The 22,596-nt window shown below is 40.0% G+C and carries 18 protein-coding genes and 1 CRISPR repeat array; of the genes, 5 read left to right on the top strand and 13 right to left on the bottom strand.

Annotated features, from left to right (window positions below):
- Nucleotides 1-30 precede the first annotated feature (30 nt).
- The 3 genes from GQR93_RS11635 (at nucleotide 31) to GQR93_RS11645 (ending at nucleotide 4,359) form a co-directional block, all read left to right on the top strand.
- Nucleotides 31-1,485 carry an APC family permease gene (locus GQR93_RS11635; RefSeq protein WP_159298795.1) on the top strand — a complete coding sequence of 485 codons (1,455 nt, stop codon included), beginning with the start codon at nucleotides 31-33 and terminating at the stop codon, nucleotides 1,483-1,485.
- Between the two features lie 127 nt (nucleotides 1,486-1,612).
- Nucleotides 1,613-2,176: a DUF1440 domain-containing protein gene (locus tag GQR93_RS11640; RefSeq protein WP_004466584.1), complete on the top strand. Its 564-nt coding sequence runs from the start codon at nucleotides 1,613-1,615 to the stop codon at nucleotides 2,174-2,176.
- A 314-nt stretch (nucleotides 2,177-2,490) separates the two neighbouring features.
- Nucleotides 2,491-4,359 carry a MucBP domain-containing protein gene (locus GQR93_RS11645; protein ID WP_004466582.1) on the top strand — a complete coding sequence of 623 codons (1,869 nt, stop codon included), beginning with the start codon at nucleotides 2,491-2,493 and terminating at the stop codon, nucleotides 4,357-4,359.
- A gap of 88 nt (nucleotides 4,360-4,447) precedes the next feature.
- On the opposite strand, the gene aguB is transcribed toward GQR93_RS11645, so the two are convergent.
- From aguB to GQR93_RS11685, 8 genes are read right to left on the bottom strand one after another with little or no spacing between them, the layout of a single operon-like run.
- Nucleotides 4,448-5,299 carry an N-carbamoylputrescine amidase gene (gene aguB / locus GQR93_RS11650; protein ID WP_004466580.1) on the bottom strand — a complete coding sequence of 284 codons (852 nt, stop codon included), beginning with the start codon at nucleotides 5,297-5,299 and terminating at the stop codon, nucleotides 4,448-4,450.
- 36 nt (nucleotides 5,300-5,335) lie between these two features.
- Nucleotides 5,336-6,715 carry a putrescine aminotransferase gene (locus tag GQR93_RS11655; protein WP_004466578.1) on the bottom strand — a complete coding sequence of 460 codons (1,380 nt, stop codon included), beginning with the start codon at nucleotides 6,713-6,715 and terminating at the stop codon, nucleotides 5,336-5,338.
- Between the two features lie 12 nt (nucleotides 6,716-6,727).
- Nucleotides 6,728-8,371 (bottom strand): amidohydrolase, encoded by a 1,644-nt coding sequence (locus tag GQR93_RS11660; RefSeq protein ID WP_004466576.1) that lies wholly within the window; start codon nucleotides 8,369-8,371, stop codon nucleotides 6,728-6,730.
- Nucleotides 8,372-8,385: 14 nt separating this feature from the next.
- Nucleotides 8,386-9,186, bottom strand: coding sequence for an ABC transporter permease (locus GQR93_RS11665; protein WP_004466574.1), 801 nt, complete (start codon nucleotides 9,184-9,186; stop codon nucleotides 8,386-8,388).
- Between the two features lies 1 nt (nucleotide 9,187).
- The gene (locus GQR93_RS11670) at nucleotides 9,188-10,096 is read right to left on the bottom strand and encodes an ABC transporter permease (RefSeq protein WP_004466572.1); all 909 of its coding nucleotides are present in this window, start codon (nucleotides 10,094-10,096) and stop codon (nucleotides 9,188-9,190) included.
- A gap of 11 nt (nucleotides 10,097-10,107) precedes the next feature.
- Nucleotides 10,108-11,235: an ABC transporter ATP-binding protein gene (locus GQR93_RS11675; RefSeq protein WP_225430327.1), complete on the bottom strand. Its 1,128-nt coding sequence runs from the start codon at nucleotides 11,233-11,235 to the stop codon at nucleotides 10,108-10,110.
- Nucleotides 11,236-11,249: 14 nt separating this feature from the next.
- The gene (locus tag GQR93_RS11680; protein WP_035444712.1) at nucleotides 11,250-11,594 is read right to left on the bottom strand and encodes a P-II family nitrogen regulator; all 345 of its coding nucleotides are present in this window, start codon (nucleotides 11,592-11,594) and stop codon (nucleotides 11,250-11,252) included.
- A gap of 43 nt (nucleotides 11,595-11,637) precedes the next feature.
- Nucleotides 11,638-12,699: an ABC transporter substrate-binding protein gene (locus GQR93_RS11685; RefSeq protein ID WP_225430326.1), complete on the bottom strand. Its 1,062-nt coding sequence runs from the start codon at nucleotides 12,697-12,699 to the stop codon at nucleotides 11,638-11,640.
- A 259-nt stretch (nucleotides 12,700-12,958) separates the two neighbouring features.
- Between GQR93_RS11685 and GQR93_RS11690 the strand changes: the two genes are divergently transcribed.
- Nucleotides 12,959-13,720, top strand: a complete 762-nt coding sequence (locus GQR93_RS11690) for a LuxR C-terminal-related transcriptional regulator (RefSeq protein ID WP_004466565.1) — start codon at nucleotides 12,959-12,961, stop codon at nucleotides 13,718-13,720.
- 200 nt (nucleotides 13,721-13,920) lie between these two features.
- Entirely contained in the window at nucleotides 13,921-14,166 is a 246-nt protein-coding gene (locus tag GQR93_RS15665) for a helix-turn-helix domain-containing protein (protein ID WP_004466563.1), read from the top strand.
- 585 nt (nucleotides 14,167-14,751) lie between these two features.
- A CRISPR array of direct repeats spans nucleotides 14,752-15,580; the repeat unit is 36 nt; unit sequence GGGTTTAACATCATTGATTTAACATCCTACTAAAGC.
- A 21-nt stretch (nucleotides 15,581-15,601) separates the two neighbouring features.
- Here GQR93_RS15665 and csn2 read toward each other — a convergent pair.
- The 5 genes from csn2 to GQR93_RS11720 all read right to left on the bottom strand — a co-directional run bounded on the left by csn2 (nucleotide 15,602) and on the right by GQR93_RS11720 (nucleotide 22,576).
- Nucleotides 15,602-16,282 (bottom strand): type II-A CRISPR-associated protein Csn2, encoded by a 681-nt coding sequence (gene csn2, locus GQR93_RS11700; protein ID WP_004466561.1) that lies wholly within the window; start codon nucleotides 16,280-16,282, stop codon nucleotides 15,602-15,604.
- A complete protein-coding gene (gene cas2, locus GQR93_RS11705) occupies nucleotides 16,279-16,584 on the bottom strand; it encodes a CRISPR-associated endonuclease Cas2 (protein ID WP_035444665.1) in 306 nt (101 codons plus the stop codon). Before cas2 ends, csn2 begins: the two co-directional genes overlap by 4 nt.
- The gene (gene cas1 / locus GQR93_RS11710) at nucleotides 16,562-17,467 is read right to left on the bottom strand and encodes a type II CRISPR-associated endonuclease Cas1 (RefSeq protein ID WP_035444664.1); all 906 of its coding nucleotides are present in this window, start codon (nucleotides 17,465-17,467) and stop codon (nucleotides 16,562-16,564) included. Before cas1 ends, cas2 begins: the two co-directional genes overlap by 23 nt.
- Before the next feature lie 213 nt (nucleotides 17,468-17,680).
- Entirely contained in the window at nucleotides 17,681-21,814 is a 4,134-nt protein-coding gene (cas9, locus tag GQR93_RS11715; RefSeq protein ID WP_004466556.1) for a type II CRISPR RNA-guided endonuclease Cas9, read from the bottom strand.
- A 366-nt stretch (nucleotides 21,815-22,180) separates the two neighbouring features.
- A complete protein-coding gene (locus GQR93_RS11720) occupies nucleotides 22,181-22,576 on the bottom strand; it encodes a pyridoxamine 5'-phosphate oxidase family protein (protein ID WP_004466554.1) in 396 nt (131 codons plus the stop codon).
- Between the last annotated feature and the right edge of the window lie 20 nt (nucleotides 22,577-22,596).

A 22,596-nucleotide genomic window follows, 5' to 3' on the forward strand; every position in this document is an offset into this window, starting at 1 on the left:
TTTTTTGGATTTAGCGAAGGAGTGCTGTTCATGCGTGAAAAACTATCGGATACCAATTATGTTGCACCTTCTCAAGAAATTAGTCCCCAGCAGCCCAGCTCGGCTGCTACAAATACTTCCGGATTAAAAGCAAATTCACTCTCTTTTTTTGAAGTGTTAGGCGAGTCTGTTGCCAATATTGCGCCTACTGCAACGCCGGCGATTACAATCCCAGTCGTCTTTGCACTAGCAGGCAACGGTACTTGGATTTCCTATATCATTGCAACAGTTGCCTGTGTCCTTTTAGCCAAGCAGGTAAATGTCTTTTCTCGTCGATACGCCACTTCCGGTAGTATCTATACTTATGTGACCGATGGGCTTGGCAGCCGGGTCGGTTTCATGTCAGGTGCCAGTATCCTGTTCGCGTACATCACCACCGCAGTGGCAGTTTTGGCAGGCTTTGCCATCTATGCGCATAACTTACTTGCCTACTTTAACCTGTCACTGCCTTATCCGGTTTTAATGGCAATCGGAACTGTCAGTGCATGGTTCATGGCTCAAAAAGGTGTTGAACTTTCAACCAAAACCATGATGACCATGGAATTCCTATCCGTTTCAATTATTTCAATTCTTGGTATTGTTCTCCTGTTCAGCCATCATTTTTCAATCAATCCCAATAATGTCGCCTTCACCAATATATCGTTCAGTCACGTCGCATCCGGTCTTGGGCTGGCATTCTTTAGCTTTGTCGGTTTTGAAGGTGCCGCTTCAATGGGAAAAGAAGCTAAAGAACCGCTTAAAAATATTCCACGGGCTGTCATCAGCAGTCCACTTGCCGTTGGCATTTTCTTTGTTATCATGTCTTTAATTATGATGATGGGCTTTTCGGGAACCGGTCACTCACTTGGCGAATCCACATCCCCACTTGCTTTTTTGGCTACCAGCAACCATGTCTCATTTCTTGGTTACTGCATTACGCTGGGGGCTGTCATCAGTTTCTGGTCCAGTACCGTAGGCGTGATTACGGCCGGGTCCAGAATTATGATGAAGATGAGTCACGAAGGTTATTTACCAAAAATAGTTGCGTTTGTTAACGAAAAAAAGAAAACGCCCACCTTTGGGATCGGCATTTCCGGAGCAATCATCGGTCTACTGGGGGTCGGTTTTGCCCTAATGACGACAATTGAAAACACCTATGAATGGTTTGGAACAATTGCCGTTTGGGGATTTTTAATTGCTTATCTTCTGGTTACCATCAGTGCCCCGGTCTTTCTTCACAAGTACGACGAACTAAAAGCACGACACATCATTTCATCCGTCATTACCGGTATTCTCCTAATGATCCCACTTGTCGGAAGTGTTTATCCACAACCGGAAGGCCCAGCCAAATTCTTCCCATATATCTTCGGTGCCTGGCTGGCAATCGCCTTCCTGTTTCATGAATTTAAAGATCAACAGATGGCCTCAATCAAACAATCGGACGAAATCAAAACACAAAAGTCTTAAAATCAGCAACGTCTAACTGAGATTTTGTTATCCCCCAAAAACGAGTGCTTTACAAAGAAGTGGAAACGATTAATCAAACAGCCTCAACAATTAAATATCAATTCGAATAGAAGAAGCTTCCTTGATTATGCGGTATACTGAGGTTGTTCATTACTTTTCCGTCAATCATTTAAGGGGGTCGATCGTATTGAGACTTAAAAATATCAATGTGCCATCAGCTGTCAAAGCCGGTATGGTGGCCGGATTCTTATCCGGACTTGTTAAACTCGGCTGGGAGGATGTCTTGCCTCCAAGAACACCACAAAGAGACGCCACAAACCCACCACAGGCAATGTTGGAAAAATTCGGAGTTCCTACTTCAATTACCCATTCAACCTATACTTATTCAGAACAGAAAATGCCTTGGGTGAGCTTTATCATTCACTTTGGTTTTTCAACGACGTTTGCGGTTGGCTACAGTGTCATGCAACACGTGATTCCCCCTGTTCGTTTGGGACACGGGGCACTTGCCGGGATAGGTCTTTGGGGTGCTTTTCACCTTGGCGTATTGCCAAAAATGGGCTTAACACCGGAGGCAAAGGATCTCCCCATCGAGGAACAGGTTTCAGAAGCTTTGGGCCACATTGCCTGGATGAGTACGATTGATCTTGTAAGTAATGCGTTGTATCAGGGAAAACAATTAGATAAGTAAGTTTATTAAAGTAAAACAGATGGTTCGGATTGCCGAGTTGGTGACCTGAAACATCTGTTTTTTGTTTGTTCGATTATATACTCGAACAAGTCATAACTGCCTGTTTAAAGCCACAACCTCAAGATGTGTTTAAACATTTCAACAGCTGTCAGAAATTCCCACTAAAAATAGCGATGATACCTCTAATAACATTTTTTAAACGGAACCAACAATATATGCCTATTTAATTCGAAAAATAACTAATCATCAGTCAAAAATGTTATGGTAGTGTTAGAGGGTATATCTTTGATAATCATATAAGGGGGAGGATATCGTTGAGAGCAACAAAATTAGTTCGATTTATGTTACTTATACTCGGTGCATTGCTACTATGTATTGGTTTCGGCTCTGCTAATGCTTCCGTCGCGAAGGCAGGGCCTATTTATACTGATGAATCGCAAGTTGAAATTCCCTATGTCACCATCAACTTTACTTACGATGATGGCTCAACCACTAAGATTATCGACACCGTGTATGAACAGGGAAGTGTATATGCAAACTCATGGCATTACGTTAATGATTATCTTCCCAAGGGATATAAATTCGATTTTAATAACAAAGCCGATTATCCAGTACAATACCAGCAAAGCGGAAAAGTTTTAGTTTGGACCAGCATGGGAAATTCAAAAGTAAACATCCCGATCCTACCAATTGATGCCAACAACGCATCCGTCACTATCCGTTACCTCAATGCGCTAACCCACGAACCCATTCATGATCCGGTTCAGGTCACCGGCACGGTTGGAAATCGCTATGATGTTTCTGACAAACAGATAACAATTAATGACTACAAATTGGATGAAAGTGGTGACTCTTGGCCTGCCAACATCATCGGAACGTTCACTAAAGAGCCTCAAACTGTCACCTTTTACTATTTGCCAAAAGCAGGAAACATTACCATCAACTATATGGATAAAGCGTTAAATAAAGAGATTTCGGATCCTGTCGTCCTTTCTGACCATTACGTTCGTGATCCATATGATATTACAAACGAGGAAAAAACCATCCCAAATTACAAACTCGTTGAAAAACCTGCTGCACTAAAGGGTGAATTTAAACTTGATCCACAAACTTTCACGTTCTACTATGCCCAAAAGGCTCAAGATGTGACTGTTCAATATTTAGATGAAAATGATCAATCGATTGCAAAACCACAAACGATTTCGGGTTACGTTGGAGATGCTTACGATGCAACCACTGATCAGTATCAATTAACCATTTCTGGGTACACGTTGGACACTAATAGATTACCCAAAAATGGCACGGGAAAATTTAGCAGGGATGCTCAAACCGTGACGTATTTTTACAAAAAGCAATCAACACCCGTCAAACCAGAAGAGCCGGGTACCCCCGGCACACCAACAACGCCATTGATTCCTGCAAAACCTTCAATACCAACGACACCATTAGTCCCTTCAACGCCGATTATCAAGCCTAATCTGCCTAATTACGCTGCAACCAAGGGCACGGTTGTCTATTCCTTGAAAAAAATCGGCCTATATCGATCCGCGAATTTTTCAAAACAAGCCAGAAGCGCTTGGTATGTTAAGAAGCCTAGAGTCCATCGACCAATGTTTGTCGTAACCGGCTACACCAGATCGGCTTCGGGTACATTAAGATACAAGGTTCGCGATGTTAACCACTTAACCACTCATCGTTACAAGACAGGCTACGTGACAGCAAGCTGGCGTTACGTACGACCCGTTTACTATGCTAAAAAACATGCCAAAATCACCGTTATCAATCCAAGGGGAGTTAATGCCTACCGGAAAGAAAATCTGACTAAAAAGACGCGCCATTATCGTCAAGGTACCGTGTTGACCGTTAAACGACTGGTCAAGCATAACCTCACGACCCGGTTTGTTCTGTCCAACGGTCGATTTGTGACCGCAAACAGAAAGTTGGTCACTATGGGATCTCAAAAACCGGTTCGATACGTTCAGACGAAGCGCCCTATCAATCGATACAAAACTGTTAATCTGACCAAGAAAAATAAATTATTTTCCAAGAATACCAAGATTAAAGTGATTGGCTTTGACTTTTCACGGCCTCACAGCACCACTCAGAAGGGCGCGTTAAGATACCGTGTTGCCGGTGGTTATATTACCGGTAACACTGCTTATGTCAAAAAAATAGCCAATTAAAAATGAGCTCATATCAAATTCACATTAAAGAAGGAGTCGCCCTGATTGTCAGAGTGACTCCTTCTTTATGGTTTTCTTATCCTATTGATTACATTGATAACAACTTCCGATACATTTCAGGTCGTCGATCACGAAAGACACCCCAGTCTCGGCGGGTTTTATTTGCTTCGTCCAAATCCAGTTCTGCTACAATAAAATCCTCGGTTTTTCGATCAGCCTGTTTAAGAATATCGCCAAACTGATCGGTAATAAATGATGTGCCATAAAAGGTCATTTGAGTCTCATCAATTTCAGTGCCGATTCTATTGCTCACCACAACTGGAATGAGATTGGCAGCAGAATGTCCTTGGATTGTCCGTTGCCAATGAGGTTGACTATCCCGTTTTAAAACCGGTTCACTACCAATGGCGGTTGGATAAAAGATAATCTCTGCCCCCATTAATGTGAGAATCCTGGCAGTCTCAGGAAACCATTGATCCCAGCATATTCCGGCACCAATGCGCCCATACTTGGTCTTCCAAACTTTAAACCCAGTATCTCCCGGAGAAAAATAGAATTTCTCTTCATAATTATGACCATCCGGAATGTGGGTTTTTCGATAAACATCCAACACTTTTCCATCTGCATCAATAACAACCAATGAATTGAAAAATGTGTTTCCGTATCGTTCAAAGAAACTCACAGGCAAAACAACTGCCAACTTTTTGGCCAAAAATGACAGTCTGGCAATGACCGGATTTTCATTTAGCGGTGTCGCCAACTCAAAGTATTTATACTTTTCCTGATGACAAAAGTATGGCGTCTCGAACAACTCCTGAAGCAGGATAATTTGGGCACCGGCCTTTGCTGCACCTTTGATTAACTCTTCCGCTTTTGTTAAGTTCTGGGCTGTATCCCATTTGCAAGCCATTTGAGTAGCCGCAACTTTAACTTTTCTCAAGTGATCGCCCCCAGCATTCCTGATAGTATTACAAACTTATAGGCCAAATTTTTCTTTAGTATCTTCCAATGCACCGTGCATTCGCTCAATGACCTGATCCAATTGATCATATTCAATGATTGCAGGCGGCTCGAAACGAATAGTCTTCGAATTAACGAGGGTTCCCGCTGTCAGCACCCCTCTATCAAAGAGTCCTTTTGCGACACTGTACCCGATTTCGTCAGAATAAAATTCTACCCCGATCATCAAACCAATGCCCCGGACTTCCTGAATGACTTCCGGAAATTCATCTGCCAAAGCTTGAAGTTTAGGAATCAAATAGTTTCCTTTTGCCCTGGCCTGACCCGGAATATCGGCTTTTAGCATGTATGAAATAGTCGCAATTGCAGCTGCACAGCAAACCGGATTGCCGCCAAACGTTGGTGATCCTAATAACCATGGATTATCAATTAACTGCTGCACCCACATTTTTGGCCGACAAATCAAACCTGTAATCGGCATAATACCACCGCCGAATGCTTTTCCGTAAGTCAAAATATCCGGTACCACATCTTCAGCCTCACAACGCCACATTGATCCTGTTCGACCCATTCCGCATTGAATTTCATCAAAAATTAAAGCAACACCATATTCATCACAAATCTCACGAACTTCTTTGAGATATCCCTTTGGTGGCACTATAATTCCGGCTTCACCCTGAACTGGCTCAATAATAACTGCCGCTACCGTTTCGCCGACAGCCACTAAATTACGGATTGCTTTACGCATATCCTCAGCATTGCCATATTCAACGTGTTCAACCTGTTGAACCATCGGAATGTAAGGCTTTCGATATGTTCCTTTTCCACCCATGGAAATTGCACCCATTGATTTTCCATGAAAAGCGCCAATGGTTGAAATGTACCAGCGACCGCCCGTTGCAATCCGAGCTAGTTTCAAAGCCATTTCAACCGCTTCTGCACCACCATTTGTGAAGAAACATTTTTCCAAATCTCCGGGCGTAATATCGGCAACCGCTTTGGCTAAATAACCCCGCAGAGGATCCAACAGTTCCTGGGAATGAAGCGCCTGATGCTCCAGCTGCGCTTTAACGGCATCCAAGATGTACTTATTTCGATGACCGCTTGTATAAATGCCGAAGCCGCCTAAACAATCAATAAATTCTTCGCCCTTCAAACCATGAATGACCGCATCCTGATCGGTCCATTCCAATACGGCTGCGTCAGTTGATACAGATTTTCTGTACTTTAACCATCCGGGTGACACGTAGTTATCAAAATAGTTCAACGTGTCCTTTGTCATTTTGTCCTTTTGATCGTCGGTCATCTCGTTTCCTTTAATAAAGCCAAGGATTTCATCAAGATCATCAATCACGGACTCTTTTGAAGCATCTTTTGTAATCGGTTCTTTTTCCATCGCAATCACTCCTCATTTAATTAATTGACTCGTCTTTTGATACTGCCACTCACCGCCAACCATCGTGCCAACCACTTGAACATCTTTCATATCTCGTGCCGTTGTATGTTCAAGATTTCGATCCAAAACGGTTATGTCAGCAAATTTACCAGCTGATAATGAACCGATTTTATTTTCATAACTGCAGGCCTTGGCAGCATTAATCGTATGGGCTAACAATGCCTGGCCCAAATTCAGTCGTTGATCGGCATGCCAACCCTTTGCCGGTTCACCAATCAGAGTTTGACTGGTCATCGCAAAATAAATATTCTGCATGGGTGTCACATTGACTACTACCGGACTATCCGTCCCAAATGCCATTGGAATGTGATGAGTCTCAAAAAATAGGAACGGCCACATGGTCTGGCTGCGTTTGCCAACATACAAGTCAGCCGTTTGATAATCCAACAACGGATGACTTGGTTGTACCGAAGCAACCACACCGCTTTGCGCCATCAGTGACAAATCCGTCGGGTCAATTGTTTCGAGATGTTCCAAACAATGTTGACCTGTCTTTAATTGTCCAAACTGATTCTTTGCGGCAATGAAATCGACCAAAGCCTCATGAATTGCCCGATCACCAATCGCATGAATTCGCAGTGGTAACTGATTTGCCTGTGCCGAAAAAATCAACTGTTTCATTTCAGATGCCGGTATCATTGGTCTGCCATGATCCTCTTTTCCTTCATATGCTGCTTTCATCCAAGCTGTATAACTGCTGGTAACACCATCAAAGAAGAGTTTCCCACCAGCAACACGAATCCGTTCGGTAGCGTACCTGGCCGATAATTGTTTCAGCGGCCCCACGCCCCGTTTGAAATAAGGATATAAATGAACCCGAATCGGTAGTCGATTTTGATGAGCCAGTAAATGGTAGGCTGCCGGATAAATCTGGTCATCCAGTTCGGCAGCTGTTTTAGCGGGCAATAGTGCCAAATCACAAATCGACGTTAAGCCAAACTTGGTCAAGTGTTTTAGGTAAGGTCCCAGCACGGCCGCCTTTTGTTCCGTTGAATAATTGAAGATTTGGTGTAAAAAGGCCATCGCTGTTTGTTCACCAATAACGCCGGTCGGATCTCCTCTGGCAGTCACAACCACGTCCTTGTCAAAACGAGTTGAATTGACCGACGGCAATAACTTGTTTAATGCTTCGGTGTTCAGCCAAAGCGTATGCAGATCATCCGCAATCACTGCCACGGGATGATCCGGGAAATAACGATCCAAGGTTGCTCGACAAGGCATCCGCTTATCCGTCCATGACGGTACATACCAGCCCTTGGCAACTATCCATTGTTCGGGTTTCAATTGATCACGGATGACCTTTTGATCCAGTTCTTTTGCACACGCCAATTCGGAATTTCCTGAAATCAGTGTTATCTGGTGACAATAAACCAAAGCCGATAAGAACATGTGACTATGGCTCTCAATGAACCCGGGAACAATGGTCTGATCCCCAAAATTGGTCACGGTTGGCCGAGTTGCCAAAAAACGGGTTGGAATCTGGTCAGGATAGACACCAGCAATCTGATGATCGACAACGACAATCGCTCCGGAAATAAATTTCTCGGATTCTGCGGTAAAAATCGAGTTGCTTTTCAAGATTTGAACTTTAGCCATCTGCTTTCATCTCCTCATTTACCTTTGGACCGTTTAATTTTTCTCACCTGAAAAACCGCATTCACTGCAATTCCCAAAACAATGACCAGCATCATCAGCGTAGAAATGGCATTAATCTCAGGTGTAATGCCGGTTTTTACCATCGCATAAACCTGCAGCGGAAAAGTCGTGCTGGCGGGTCCCGTGGTAAAGAAGCTGATAATGACGTCATCGATTGATAAGGCAAACGAGAATCCGGCCCCACTGATAACTCCAGGTATGAGAAGCGGTAGCATCACTTGCATGAAAGCTTTGAAAGGTGTAGCACCCAAATCCAATGCGGCTTCCTCAAGTGTTTGGTCAATTCCGATCAATCGGGAACGAACCGTCAAAACGACAAACGGAATACAGAAAGTGACATGTGCCAGAATCAATGAAAATAAGCTGAGTGGAATACCTGCCAATGAATAAATCGATAGGAGTGCAATTCCTAAAACAACTTCCGGAATCACAATTGGAATATAGAGCACCTTATCCAAAACTGCTTTCCCGGGAAAATCATATTTATTCATCGCAACTGCACCAACTGTACCGATAACAGTCGCAAGTGCTGCACTGACAATTCCCACAATCAACGTATTTTCCAACGCTGACATGATTTGGACATTTTGAAAAACCAGATAGTACCATTTTGTAGTAAACCCTTTGAATAGAATGTTCAGCTTGGACGTGTTAAATGAAAAAACGACAATGACCAGAATAGGGAGATACAGAAAAACAAATACCAGTCCGATTAACGAATTTTTCCAAAGACTCCCACTATTTGATTTTTCCATGCTAACGACCTCCCAGATCCGACATATCACCACCCCGACGTTGAAAAACGATCAGTAGAATAATCGTCAGTAGAATCAGCATTACCGAAATAGCGGATCCCAGTGGCCAATTACGCGATGTCTGAAATTGGTTTTCAATTAAATTCCCCATCATGGTACTGGTACCGCCACCCATGACATCACTAACAAAGAAGTATCCGAGCGATGGGATAAAAACCATAATACATCCCGCAAAAATACCGGGCTTAGAAAGTGGAATAATGATTTCTTTGAGTATTTGCCACTTGGTTGCACCCAAATCTTCGGCCGCCTCAATCAAGTTATGATCAATCCGATCAAGTGAATTAAAAATTGGAATGATCATAAACATCAGCAGTAAATAAACCATCCCAAGCACAATACCATTAGTGTTATAGACCATCGCCAAAGGATGATTAATAATGCCCAATTTCTCCAAAGTGGTGTTCACAATTCCCGTCTTTCGAAGCAATGTGACCCAACTAAAAAGTCTGACAAGCGAATTTGAAACGGAAGGCACAATCACCAGTGCCATCAAAATGGTTTTGGCAACAGGTCCCTTTTGTGCAATGAACATGGCAAACGGGTAAGCAATTATCAGACAGATGATGGTACTTAATCCACCTATCCAGATGGATTGTGCATATATCATCAGGTTTTGGGTCTCAAAGACCTGGGCGAAGTTATTTAACGTCAATTTATAGACAATCCCACCATAAAAGTCCCGCGACATGAAGCTCATGACCAAAACGTATATTAGCGGAATCACAACCAACAGCAACATCCAAAGTGAAATGGGTAGAATCTGGCTCCATTTCGTTAGTGTCTTCGACAAATGATGTGTTTTTTGTTTGGTAACGGATAAGGTGTCCCTATCAATACTTTTTTCCATTTTTACTCACCTCACGACTGTTGGTTCACAGTTGAAAAATCCGGATTATCTACGACGTTGTAAACATCGTCGGAAGCAGTCTCAACCAAAATGGCATCGGATAATTCCCAATAAACAAATACCGACGTTCCAATTGGTAGCAGTACCTGTTCACCCGGCGTATTCATTTTTAAAGCCATGCCATTCGGTAACCGTAATACAGTCTTGTTCATGTTACCTGCGTAATAATGTTCAGCGACAGTTGCCGGAATATGAAAACCGGCAACTTCGGTTTCAGACAATTTTACTTTTTCCGGTCGAATCACAATATTAACAATTTGGCTTTCGGATACCGGTTTCTTGGATTGAATGGACAGATACCCATTTTCAATTGTGACCTTTGCGCCGGCTTTGGTGATTTCGGACACCTTGCCGTAAAAAATATTGGATTCACCGATAAAATTAGCCACAAAACAGGTTTTAGGCTTTTCATACAATGTTCTGGGATCTGCAATTTGTTCCAGATGCCCTTTATTCATAACGGCAATACGATCACTCATCATTAAAGCTTCTTCCTGATCATGTGTGACGTATACAAACGTAATTCCAAGTTTTCGTTGAAGACGCTTTAATTCCAATTGCATTTGTTTACGAAGTTTAAGATCCAATGCCGAAAGCGGCTCGTCGAGTAAAAGTACCTGGGGATGATTAATCAGTGCCCTTGCGATGGCAATTCGCTGCTTTTGACCACCCGAAAGTTGATCCAATTTCCGGTTACCATAGCCTTCAAGTTGAACAAGTTTCAGCATTTTTTCAACTTGAAGGCTCCGCTTTGGCTTTGGTACTTTAGCCATTTTTAATCCGAACGCAATATTTTGGGCAACTGTTAGATGTGGAAATAGTGCGTAATTTTGAAACACGGTATTAATTTTCCGCTTATAAGGTGGTAAATCACCCACCGGTTTTTCATCAAGGAGGATTTCGCCGCTGGTTGGTTCCTCAAAGCCGGCAATCATCCGAAGCGTGGTGGTTTTGCCACAGCCGGAAGGCCCCAGCATGGTGAGAAATTCGCCTTCATAAACCGTAAAATTGAGATCTTTAATAATTTTAACGTCACCGTAATTTTTCTTGATCGAAGAAAGTTTGATCATTTCTTTCATATCAGTCATCCTTTCTACAAGGCATTTTCTCCACGTTCCCCGGTTCGAATCCGCATCACTTCTTCCAATGGGGAAACAATTACTTTACCATCCCCGACTTCCCCAGTGGAGAGTCGTTCGTGAATATCAATCAGAATATTACCTACTAAATGATCTTTGACGTAAGTAATCACGTGAATTTTCGGTAACAGATTAATATGGAACTCACCACCCTTTAAAATGGTGGTTGTTTTTTCGCCCTTTTGGTTTCCAGCACCCATTGCTGACAAAATCGTCATACCGGAGACACCCCTGTCAGACAAAATCTGTTTGACCTCTTCCAGGTTTTCTGGTCGAATCGTTATTTCAAGTTTCTTCACGTTAATCACCTTTCCTTTAAGTGCTTCGATTTGGCATGATGGTTTATTGATCACCCTTAAAATCATTCCAAACCTTATCAATTTTTGTTGTGTTTCTACCAAGGTTCAAAACCGTTTGGGAACGCGCCAGTATATTGTTCGGAACCGTTACCGCTGGATTATCACGAAGCTTCTTTGGCAACAGCTTGACTGCTTTCTTATTTGGATTGTAGTAAGGAAATGCTTTGGAAAATTTAACGCTGGTTTTGGGTTCCAGCATGTAGTTGATGAATTTATCAACATTGGTCCCGTTCGGCGCTTTCTTTAATTTCATGAAAACGTCATAGGCAAAGTAAATTGATTCCTTTGGGTAAACGATTTTAATGTCATGATTATTCTGCATAGCCAGTGCAATTTCACCACCGTAGATCAGGCCAGCTGATACTTCGCCGTTGATTAAAGACGTTTTCGGGCTTGAGCCGTCAAAAATCTTAATATTCGGTTTCAACTTGGCAAGATACTTACTGGCATCCGACAGGGCGGATTTACTGGTATCATTAATCTTGTGACCGGTTGCCATCAATGCACAGCCAACAACTGCCCGTGAATCTTCAACCGTGACCAGAGCGTCTTTGAATTCCGGTTTTAACAGATCCTGATAACTTGTAATCGGCGTTTTGACTTTTTTGTCGTTGTAGGCAATTCCCATGACCGTTCCCAAATATGGTGCCGAGTATTGATTGGACTTATCATAAGGTTCATTCAAAGCAGTTTGACTTAAATTCCTATAATTGGGAATCTCTGCCTTGTTCAATTTATCCAGCCTGCCAAGTTTTCGAAGAACTTGAACATACATACCAGGCGCTAAAACCATATCATAGGTTCCATTAGCGGATGAAAGCACTTTGGAAAGCATCTGGTCCGGATCGGAATAAGAAGTGTAATTAATCTTAATACCTGTTTCCTTGGTAAATTGATCCAGCACGCTTTGCGGTACATATTCACTCCAGCCAATCACATTAAGCGTCTTACTGTGTTTTGCGGCATGTGAACTGGCACATCCGGATAAAATGAACAGACAAATGACAAGTACAATGCTCAATAGCAGTGCTTTTAGCCTTTTCATTAACTCGCCTCCAATTCTTAGTAGCATTCAATGTAAGATTAAGTAACATTTATTTATTGAAATTAAGTATAATCATCTTTCAATTAAATACCCATTGCCAAAAAGGGCCAATTTTGTTAACTCTTTTAAGTAACCAATACTTAAAAAGAAGTACAAAATTGGCCTTTTCAGCAAAAAAAATTTTGAATTATCTTTTATTTTTAATTTTATGGCATATAATATAACATTATAAAACAATTAGAATTTGGGTGATTCTCTAATGAAAACTTTCTCAACAAATGATCTATATGTTCTTAATAATATTGTCCATCATATTTACTGCTGTAAGAATCCCAATCAAATGAGAGAACAGTTGATTTCTCAGCTGTCATTTCTACTCGATTTTGATGGCAGTACCTTTTACTTGGCATCCCCGCAAAACGATCAACAACTAACCAGCCCGGTTGTTGTTAATATTGACCCGGTATTTGGCCAAAAATATTTAGCCTGTTACGATCAGCTGGACTACTCAAAAGGGTTAATGTTTACTGGAAGAAGCATGACATATCGAGAAAGTGATATTATTCCGGATACTCAACGAATTCATTCAAAATACTACCAGATTTTTTACGCAAAATACGGGTTTCATTATTCACTTCATTCAAGTATTGCTTTTCAGGGTCATTTCCTGGGTATTCTTTCATTCTTCAGAACAAAGGGGAAACCTAATTTCACCCAAAATGACATCGAGTTGATCGGTTTATTAACCAACCATCTGGAAGCCCGCCTGTTTAACGATTATCAAGCAGCCTGTTCCTGCAAAAACAAATTAACTTTGCACGATGCTGCTCTACGCTATGGCTTGACTAAACGGCAACAAGTTATTACCCGAAGTTTGCTGGATGGGATGGACAATGATGAAATTTGCGCCCAACTTTATATCACCAACAATACGCTGAAGAAACACATCTTGAATGTTTATCGGAAGTTGGGGATTAATAATCGGGTGCAACTGTTTAAGATGGTGAGGGAGAAAGAATAATTGAGTTTTTCGTATACCTTTCCATAGCCATTATTTAAGGGAAGATTTGAGTGAAAGTAAATCAGTTTGTTCAACTTTCATTGATTAACACGTAAAAAAGATTATCTTTTCTCAACTAATAATTTAATACAAATTGTAGTATTAGGTTTAACATCATATCAAAAGTAGTATTATGTGAGCATAGGAAGGGAGATTAAAATATGTTTTATCAAAAATTGAAATTACTGCGAAAAAAATATCAGTATACCCAGGAAGACCTTGCAAAGGCACTTAACTACACCCAAGGTGCAATTAATTCTTGGGAACATAATATAAGTCGTCCACCATTAGAAATCATTTGTCAAATAAACAGGATTTTTAAAGTTTCCACTGATTATCTAATTTGTAAACCAGAATCTATTACCTTGAACAGTAAAAAGATTAGACAAAGAAAACACAAGTCCTAAATCATCCGAGTTAAAATATGTTCCTAATGGATCATAGAATCGGCTTTCAACCGATTTTACGATCCATTTTTATTTAAATCTACGCACTATCACATCGTGAGGTAAAAAAAGATTACCTTTTTGATCATCTATACTAAGCAAAGATGATTTTAGCTTAGTGTAACTGGTCATATACATTAATTCAGAAACATAATCCTCAACATTTTTTCATTCCACGACTTTATTGATTCATTAAATTTTTTATGTCTTAAACAAAAAAGCAAGTCTAATTACAGACTCACTAACAAATCTTAGGAATGATCAAATTCCTACATCAAATTCAACATCATTAGTTTATTCATCCACTAAAGCAAATCATCCTACGGGCTTTCCTTTAACAAAGAAGTCCATTATCAAAAAAGTATTAGATTAATACGTAAGACTTTAACACAAATATTCAAACAATAAAAATCTCCGTTTCTTTTTGTGTTCTTGCTTAAAGCATGCCTCAAAAATCAACATCCTGATGGACCATGCAAATAATTGAGTACAACACTTAAATTTAGCATCCTACTAAGGCCTGAACCAGCAAGCAAAAACATGCAAGATTGAGACATCATTGATTTAACATCCTACTAAAGCCTGAAATCCTTAAATGATCAAGTTGCCAAAGGGTTTAACATCATTGATTTAACATCCTACTAAAGCAAAAGTAAGCCATTACCTAAACAAAGACTTGGGTTTAACATCATTGATTTAACATCCTACTAAAGCAGTCAATAACTTTGTATAACTTTTTATAACGGGTTTAACATCATTGATTTAACATCCTACTAAAGCGGATAAATTGGCGTATTTGCTTGCTTCGTCGGGTTTAACATCATTGATTTAACATCCTACTAAAGCGTCGGGAACTATACGCCGCCACTCTGGATAGGGTTTAACATCATTGATTTAACATCCTACTAAAGCCATCACTGATGTCGATGGCATCGTTATTTTGGGTTTAACATCATTGATTTAACATCCTACTAAAGCAATTGAATCGCACGCGCAATCGCCTTATGAGGGTTTAACATCATTGATTTAACATCCTACTAAAGCTATCTTTTGCTGTGGCGACCGTGACCTGTGGGGTTTAACATCATTGATTTAACATCCTACTAAAGCGTAGGTTCTCTTGCGTCCCGTCGGCACTGGGGGTTTAACATCATTGATTTAACATCCTACTAAAGCATACCGTTGAGTTTATCGGCGGTAATTAAAGGGTTTAACATCATTGATTTAACATCCTACTAAAGCACAATAATAGATGTTACGAATATCTTTATTGGGTTTAACATCATTGATTTAACATCCTACTAAAGCCACGCTGTATAATGCACGTCATCCGGTTCAAGGGTTTAACATCATTGATTTAACATCCTACTAAAGCCCGTTAAATTATCATCATAATTTAATGGTTAGCATTATGCCAATCAACGAAGTCTTCATCGATGTAGTAAAAATCAGCGTTTCCATAGAAATCTTGATGCTCCATTTCTGTGAATTCGATAAGTACAACCGACACCCTTATCTCTTTAATCATCGCCTCTATCTCTCTCAATTGATCAATTGAAAGATATTGTCTGACATTGGTAAAAATTAAAGTCGTCTTTAAATGACATTCTTCATACACTTTAAGGATTGATTCAATCATAGCACACGGGTTGTTGGCAGTACCAGAATCAAAATGAATTTTTGCAAATCTTGTGAGTTCCTTCAAATCGAAATCATAGGTGACCTCAATGGGCAAATCGATCATGTACAGCTGTTCCTGAACCGTATTGTAAAGTCTGTTCAGCGAATCATGGATTCTATTCCTTTGTGGATCGGTTAAGTCATCAAGAAACGCTTTCGTGATTCGACTCAAATAGCGTCGTTCAATCTCCTCACCACCAGTACAGACGTCTCCAACCAGATCAATTGTCTTAGAAACTTCAAGTTCATCATAAGTATCGCTACAAACCTTAATCTGACCGCCATCTCGAAATCCTCTTAACAAATCCTGATAAACAACCGAGCTGTTCGTTCCAATCACTGTGACCTGCTCATTAGAAACTTTAACCGGTTGATGGCTAGCGTAAGAAATAATCATAAAATCACCGTCCGGTCAGACGTATTGCGAACATCTTCTTTTGGCTTTCCGGTCAGAAAATGCATGTCACTATACTGCTTTTCAGTCAGCATCAACGATTGAATTACCCCAGCTTCCGGTAAAAAAGTTGAAACTCTCTTTTCCATAAAGTTAGCCGATTGCCGACTTACACAAACCCGGACATAAACAGAATACTGAATCATCAAGAATCCCTCATTAATAAGTTGCTTACGGAAGCGCCGATATTCCCGTCTTTGGTGTGCTGTATCAACAGGTAAATCAAACATTATCATTAATCGCATTATTTGGTACCTCATCTCTGAATCCCACCTCAATTTGAATTTTGTTACTTTTACCACTCAAATACTTGAGACAATTCCGAACGTGCTCGGTCAAAGCGTTTTTGAGCAGTGTTGATTTACCATTAAACCCGATTTCCATGCTTAATAGCTGAACCAACCCATACTTCACATCGGGTGTCAGCTGGTCAAATTTTTGTGAAGCAATCCAAAAATCTACAACGGGACGGAATGGTTCCATTAAGTCTGACCCCAAGTTAAACGGATTCTCTTCACCTCTGTGATGAATACCAATATAAGTTAAATAGCCATTACTCACAATTTCTTGATTAATTGATGATAGTAAAATCGAATACCCATAATCCAATGCTGAATTGATTGCAGAACCATTTCGACGGGAAAAGTCATTATTAAATAATAATGGAAAATACTTTCTGGCAACTACTGCTTCCCGATTACTGGGATCGGCTACCTCCAGTTTATCCAGTTCTTCATTTACTTCTGTTGTATCCTTTTTATAGAATGCTAAAACATTGACTTGATTGGTCATTTTGCTGCCAACAATTTTGGTCCATAAGACTTCCTTTCGTTGCTCATCCCAGTTCACCTGTTCTTGCAGCAATTTTACGCTTCGATTGTTCGGGTAATACCCGACCGTTTCGCAAATCGGTTGATTGGTCCCGTCTGTGAAAATCACCTTCGTTCCTACTTGTGCCAACTCACTGATTAGAGCCGTAGTAATCACAGCTCTTGTCGTCGAAATCAACAATATACTAATATCATCAATTGGAATCTGATTGATTCCATCATTAGTCTGGACGATCATCATATGTGATGAATAGGATAATTTTGCGTGTTGTGTAATAATAACCGAACGCCACCCCAATATAAACATCTCCTTGAAATTCGAAATCTGACAGTGTATTATTTTAGTTAAGGGATTGATCATCCCTGTTTAACATCATTGATTTAACATCCTGGTTTAAAGTCAAACAAGGCAGTAATGCCAAGTTCTTACTTATGACTCACGTATGTGAGCATACATATAAAAAATGGAATCATTCTCTTTAATGGGAATGGTTCCATTTTTGTATTCACATTAAAGATCGCTAAGTTTAATTTGTCTTTCAAATAGCCCCGTTGGTGACTGATAGCAAATAATCGAATCAGGATCAATGGTTAATCCATTTGAAGCTTGCATTTTTCCAAATGGTGAAGAAATACCTAGATATCTTAAATTTGACATTGTTGCATTCGCATGTAACCCATTCAAAATTGCGTCAATTGTTTCATACTTACCATAACTAGTTAACTTACTGCCATCATATTGGTTGCTGAGTGGCAGATTCACAAAAATGCCTCTTCCTTTATGAAGCGATTCTCGATAATGCCTTTGATCATACAGTTCAAAATATTGATCAACCTTTTCCAAAATCTCGTCATAAACATCAATTAGATTTTGATTTTCATCCTGGCTTTTCACCTTACCATTCTTACTCAAAACCTGCATCGCTTTATCCGATAAAACAAGCTGTTTGGCGTTGTACTGGTAAGATGAACTTCCCAGCATAAATTTCTTATTGCCGTCAACAATAAGTTGTCGATAATAAACTTTTCCGAGGAGTACATCAAATTCATCCACTGTCTCAGTAATTTCACCGGTCTTGCGATTTTTCTTTTTCTTGGTGAACTGGGGCTTTAGAACCTCATGAACAGCATTAAGGTAACTATCATGGCCTTCCTTCTCAGCCTTTTTAAGCTTAGTTACAGCTCGCATCGGTATCCCGACCACTTTGTAATTATCTTCTTTTTTACCATGAACACGAACAATTGCCATATAGGCATCTATATTTCCGCTATAACCGCCATAGACATCGACCGGTTTGCTATTCTTAATCGGGATTAACTTTCGTTTATCGGCATCTGAAGCCGGATAAATCGTTTGGTTAAACAATGCATCCTGCCTTGTATAAACTTCTTGGGAAACCAACATGAATTTATAATGATAAACCTTTTTTAATTGCTTAACTGACCCGTGCTTCTCCCAAACAATTTCGCCGGTTTCTGAATCAACAATTTTATCCAAGCTTTCATTATCTTTCAAATCATGTAAGAAATTGAAATTTCTAATATTGAGATCTTGATCCTCTGCTTTCTTAAAATCACCATAGACAAAATATGGCCTTAACTTGGGATAACGGAGATATAAATAATCCCCAACATACGCAGTCAAATATGCATCCATTGCATGATGATAATCATTCACATTCCGATTCTTAATCAAGTGAAAGTCTTCGCGCAATTGACGATTCATTTTAGCACTCACTTCAATAATAGTTGTACCGGCTTGACTATATTCATTTCCTAAGATATTAGCCACTAATCGAATAACCTGACTGGTTTCAACTAATTGCCGATGAATAAACCCTTTTGCGCTATATTTACTAATCTTCTCAGGATCGGTAGTCAAGTTCTGAAATTTGCGGTTACTAATCAAGCCATTATTCAAAAGATCTTTCCAAAAGCCCATTCTTTTTGCGCCAAAGAATTTAAGCGGTACTCGATTGGACTTCCTTGCATTTTCTTCTTTACTAATGAGTACCCTATTGTCAATCGAATCATCTTTAATAAATGCCTGTGGAAGAATGTGATCAATATCATAATTGGGTAAATTATCAATATTAATTGTCTTGTCTTCATACATATCTTTACCCATTTGAGTAAAATATAAATAAAGCTTATCAGAAAGCACTTTTTTACTGTCAGCAACCGATCCAAGCTCTGCCATTAATCCCGATTTCATGATTTCTCTAGGTATATTCTTATACGCTGCTTGTAGCTGACGTTGACGTGAAACCGTCCGTTGCGGATTATTTTCAAGTGACCTTGTAAATTCAATCGCAATTTTATCCGGTGCATACCCAACCGCCTTGACAACATCTTGAACCACTTTATCTACTTGACGAATAGCCTTTTTATTTTGGGGTGAAGTAAATGCATCATCCAAAATATCATCAACATTATTTGCCTCGTGGAACTGCTTGGCATTCTCGTCATGAATTTGTTTGGCAAACTCATCTCTGGATTGAATTTGCATAAAGTTATCGTTTGTTTTCCAAAGCTGGTCCAGAATCGAATCGCCATTCTGATCTTTTAAGCCTGTCAAAAGTTTCTTGGATAGTCGCCCCCAACCCGTGTAGCGCTTTGTTAATAATGCTTTTCTCTGTGGCTCTGTCAGCCAATCCAACTGATTCAGCTTTGCCTGGTAGATTTTTCTATCTTCAAAAACCGTTGACCATTCGATAATTTCTTCATAGTCTGCCTGACGATTTGGATCATCGACCTTTTCTCCAAAAATATCCCGAAAATCAATATACGTTGATAAGCTTGAATTGAATTTATCCGGATCAGCCAGACCGGAAATCATCACAGAGGGTAACTCCCAATTTGTTCGGATATATGTCTGCAGTTTTTTTGTTCGAATAGTCTTTTGCTTTTTAAATAGATTGTTAAAAAGATCCTGCTTCTGACTTGGACTAAGTCGACTATCGTTTACTTTAAGCATATTTAATTCATTCAAAGCTTTGAACTTTTCGTAAATCAGACTGGCATCTGGTAAAACATCTTCAGCTACCAGATAGCTGTCCTTGGTTGTCATTCTGCGAATAAACCTATTCGCGGAAGCCATTCGATCTACCTTTTGATCAAAATTCCAAGGTGTAATTTCTCCCTCTTGTCCGGGTTTACGTATCATCCAGGCAAAGTCTGCACCTGAAGTTTTTTCTTGGTCCCGCTTTGTGATAAGCGGTCCCACGTAGTATGGAATCCGAAAAGCAACCAATTCATCTAATTTGTACTTGCCACCATTTGGTTTATGAGTGTTTGGGTTCGGTTTTTTTAAGAATGGATAATAGCGCCCCTGGTTTTCAATAATTCGGTCCAATTCCAATTGATGCAACTGGTGAGGGATAACGCCATTGGCCGATGTCCGCTGCTTGGGCATAAAACTTGCCTGTTCAATAAGACGCTGAATTTTTGGAGAACGTTTGGAATCTTCGTCCAAATTCTTTTTAATTGCTGCGTAAAAATCATCCTGATTCAGTGTTTTATCATCAGACTTGCCAACGTATTGTGTATAAGCTTCCCTCAACTTAATCCCTTTGGCTGAATCATCCCCCAATTCATGAATCAATCCCATCAGTAAATCTAAATGGTCTTTATGGTCATTATATTTATCCACCATTGATTCGGACAACGACTTTCCTTTGGGAACAATTGCGTTCAACGTAATTTGAGCATACAAGTCGCGAATAATCGTCACTATTTCCTGGCGGGATTCGTCCAAGTTCTCCACGAGTGCAGGCAACTTGTCATCAATGTCTTCATCATCCAACCGAATTACCCAATCCTTAGCATTTTGAGTATCTAAGTTTAAAATGACGTCCAGTTTTGTCTTATATCCAAGAATAGCTTTGGAAAATTCAGTTGCAATCCTGGTATATTGCTTATCAATTGGCTTGTCATTATAAATCACAGGCAATAACTTTGCGACCTGCTTTTGAGTATCAAGTTTCAAAGCGTCGTTATCCAAAAGCTTATTGGTCATCTCATCAACTTGATCCATATTAATTTGAAATGGCTCATCCAGAATAACTTGCCTGTACAGCTCATTTAGACGATCAAATTGACTGGTAAAATCAATATTTGATGTTTTAAATGAATCAACAGTTGCTGAATTCAGAAAATTTCCTCGATACTTCACAATATGATGAATAGCTAGATAGACTTCTCGAATATCAAACTTGCGCTTCTCGGTCATTAAAGCATATCGCAAATGATACATGGTTGGATACTGTCGATAAAACGCCGCATCTGTTTTATCGGGAAATAACGTTGATCCATTAAAATGCTTATTGTCATCTTTGGGTGAAAGGTTGGATTGCCTCAGTCGTGGCAGGAAGTTTGGATCAACTTCTGATAAGTAAGGATCAAATAGTCGATTCAGTAAATTCAATCGCCACTTGCGGCGTTTCAGTCGTCGACGTGTTGTCCGAAATGCCCGCCTATCAGCCGCCGTTTGACCCTCTTGAAAGAGTCGAACGCCAATGACATGTTTCCCTTTTGCCCGAATGGGTTTTTGATGCTTATCAATTGCGGCATAGCCAATTGATGATGTCCCAATGTCTAATCCCAATGTGTACTTAACTTGTTCCCCATCATGATTACTTTCCACTTTAATCCCCTCAATCTACTTAATCTTGTGAACCAATTAACCTTATTATCTTATGCTATCTAATGATAATCAATAGTGAATATGTATTTTTGTAAACACTTATTAAAAATAGTTTTATAATGATTTTTTGCCAATGAGCCTATAGAAATCTCCACCAGAATCCCAGCAAACACCCAATTTAAAACACATTAATTACGCATCAACAGTTAATATAAAAGGCATTATACCTGTAGACGTTTCCATTCTACTGTTCTAAAAGCAACTGTTTCCGTTACGTTAAACAGTTTACGATGTGCTCGTTTATTCTTTAAGCAAAACAAAAAAGCATCCGATTGATAATCGAATGCGATACTCTATGACTTTGCTTTAAGCCAGCCGCGTCCCAGCGTCCAAGTTATTATCCAGCTGATAAATATGCTCAACATCAATCACTACAACGGCCGCACGGGGAAAGCGGTCAAAGATTTTCGGTGGCAAAATTTTTTTCGCCAATGAATCACCCTCGTGAATATGGGACTTGCCCTCAAAGCGAAATCCTTTTTGTGCCGATCGATCAGCCACGGCTACGGCCGCATAAGCATTTTGCTTCAAATTATGGTAGGCATGACGGAACGTATGCTCATAATACAATAGATGGGAATCATCCATTACCTGCAGTGATCCCTTGGGACCAACTTTTGGAACACCATTTTCATCAGCAGTTGCCAAAAAAGGTAATTGCTCGTTAATCATATTTTTCATTTCTTCAGACAGATTAGCCATATTATCACTCCTTTTTATTT

The sequence above is a fragment of the Lentilactobacillus hilgardii genome (assembly GCF_009832765.1).
GTDB classification, from domain to species: Bacteria; Bacillota; Bacilli; order Lactobacillales; family Lactobacillaceae; genus Lentilactobacillus; species Lentilactobacillus hilgardii.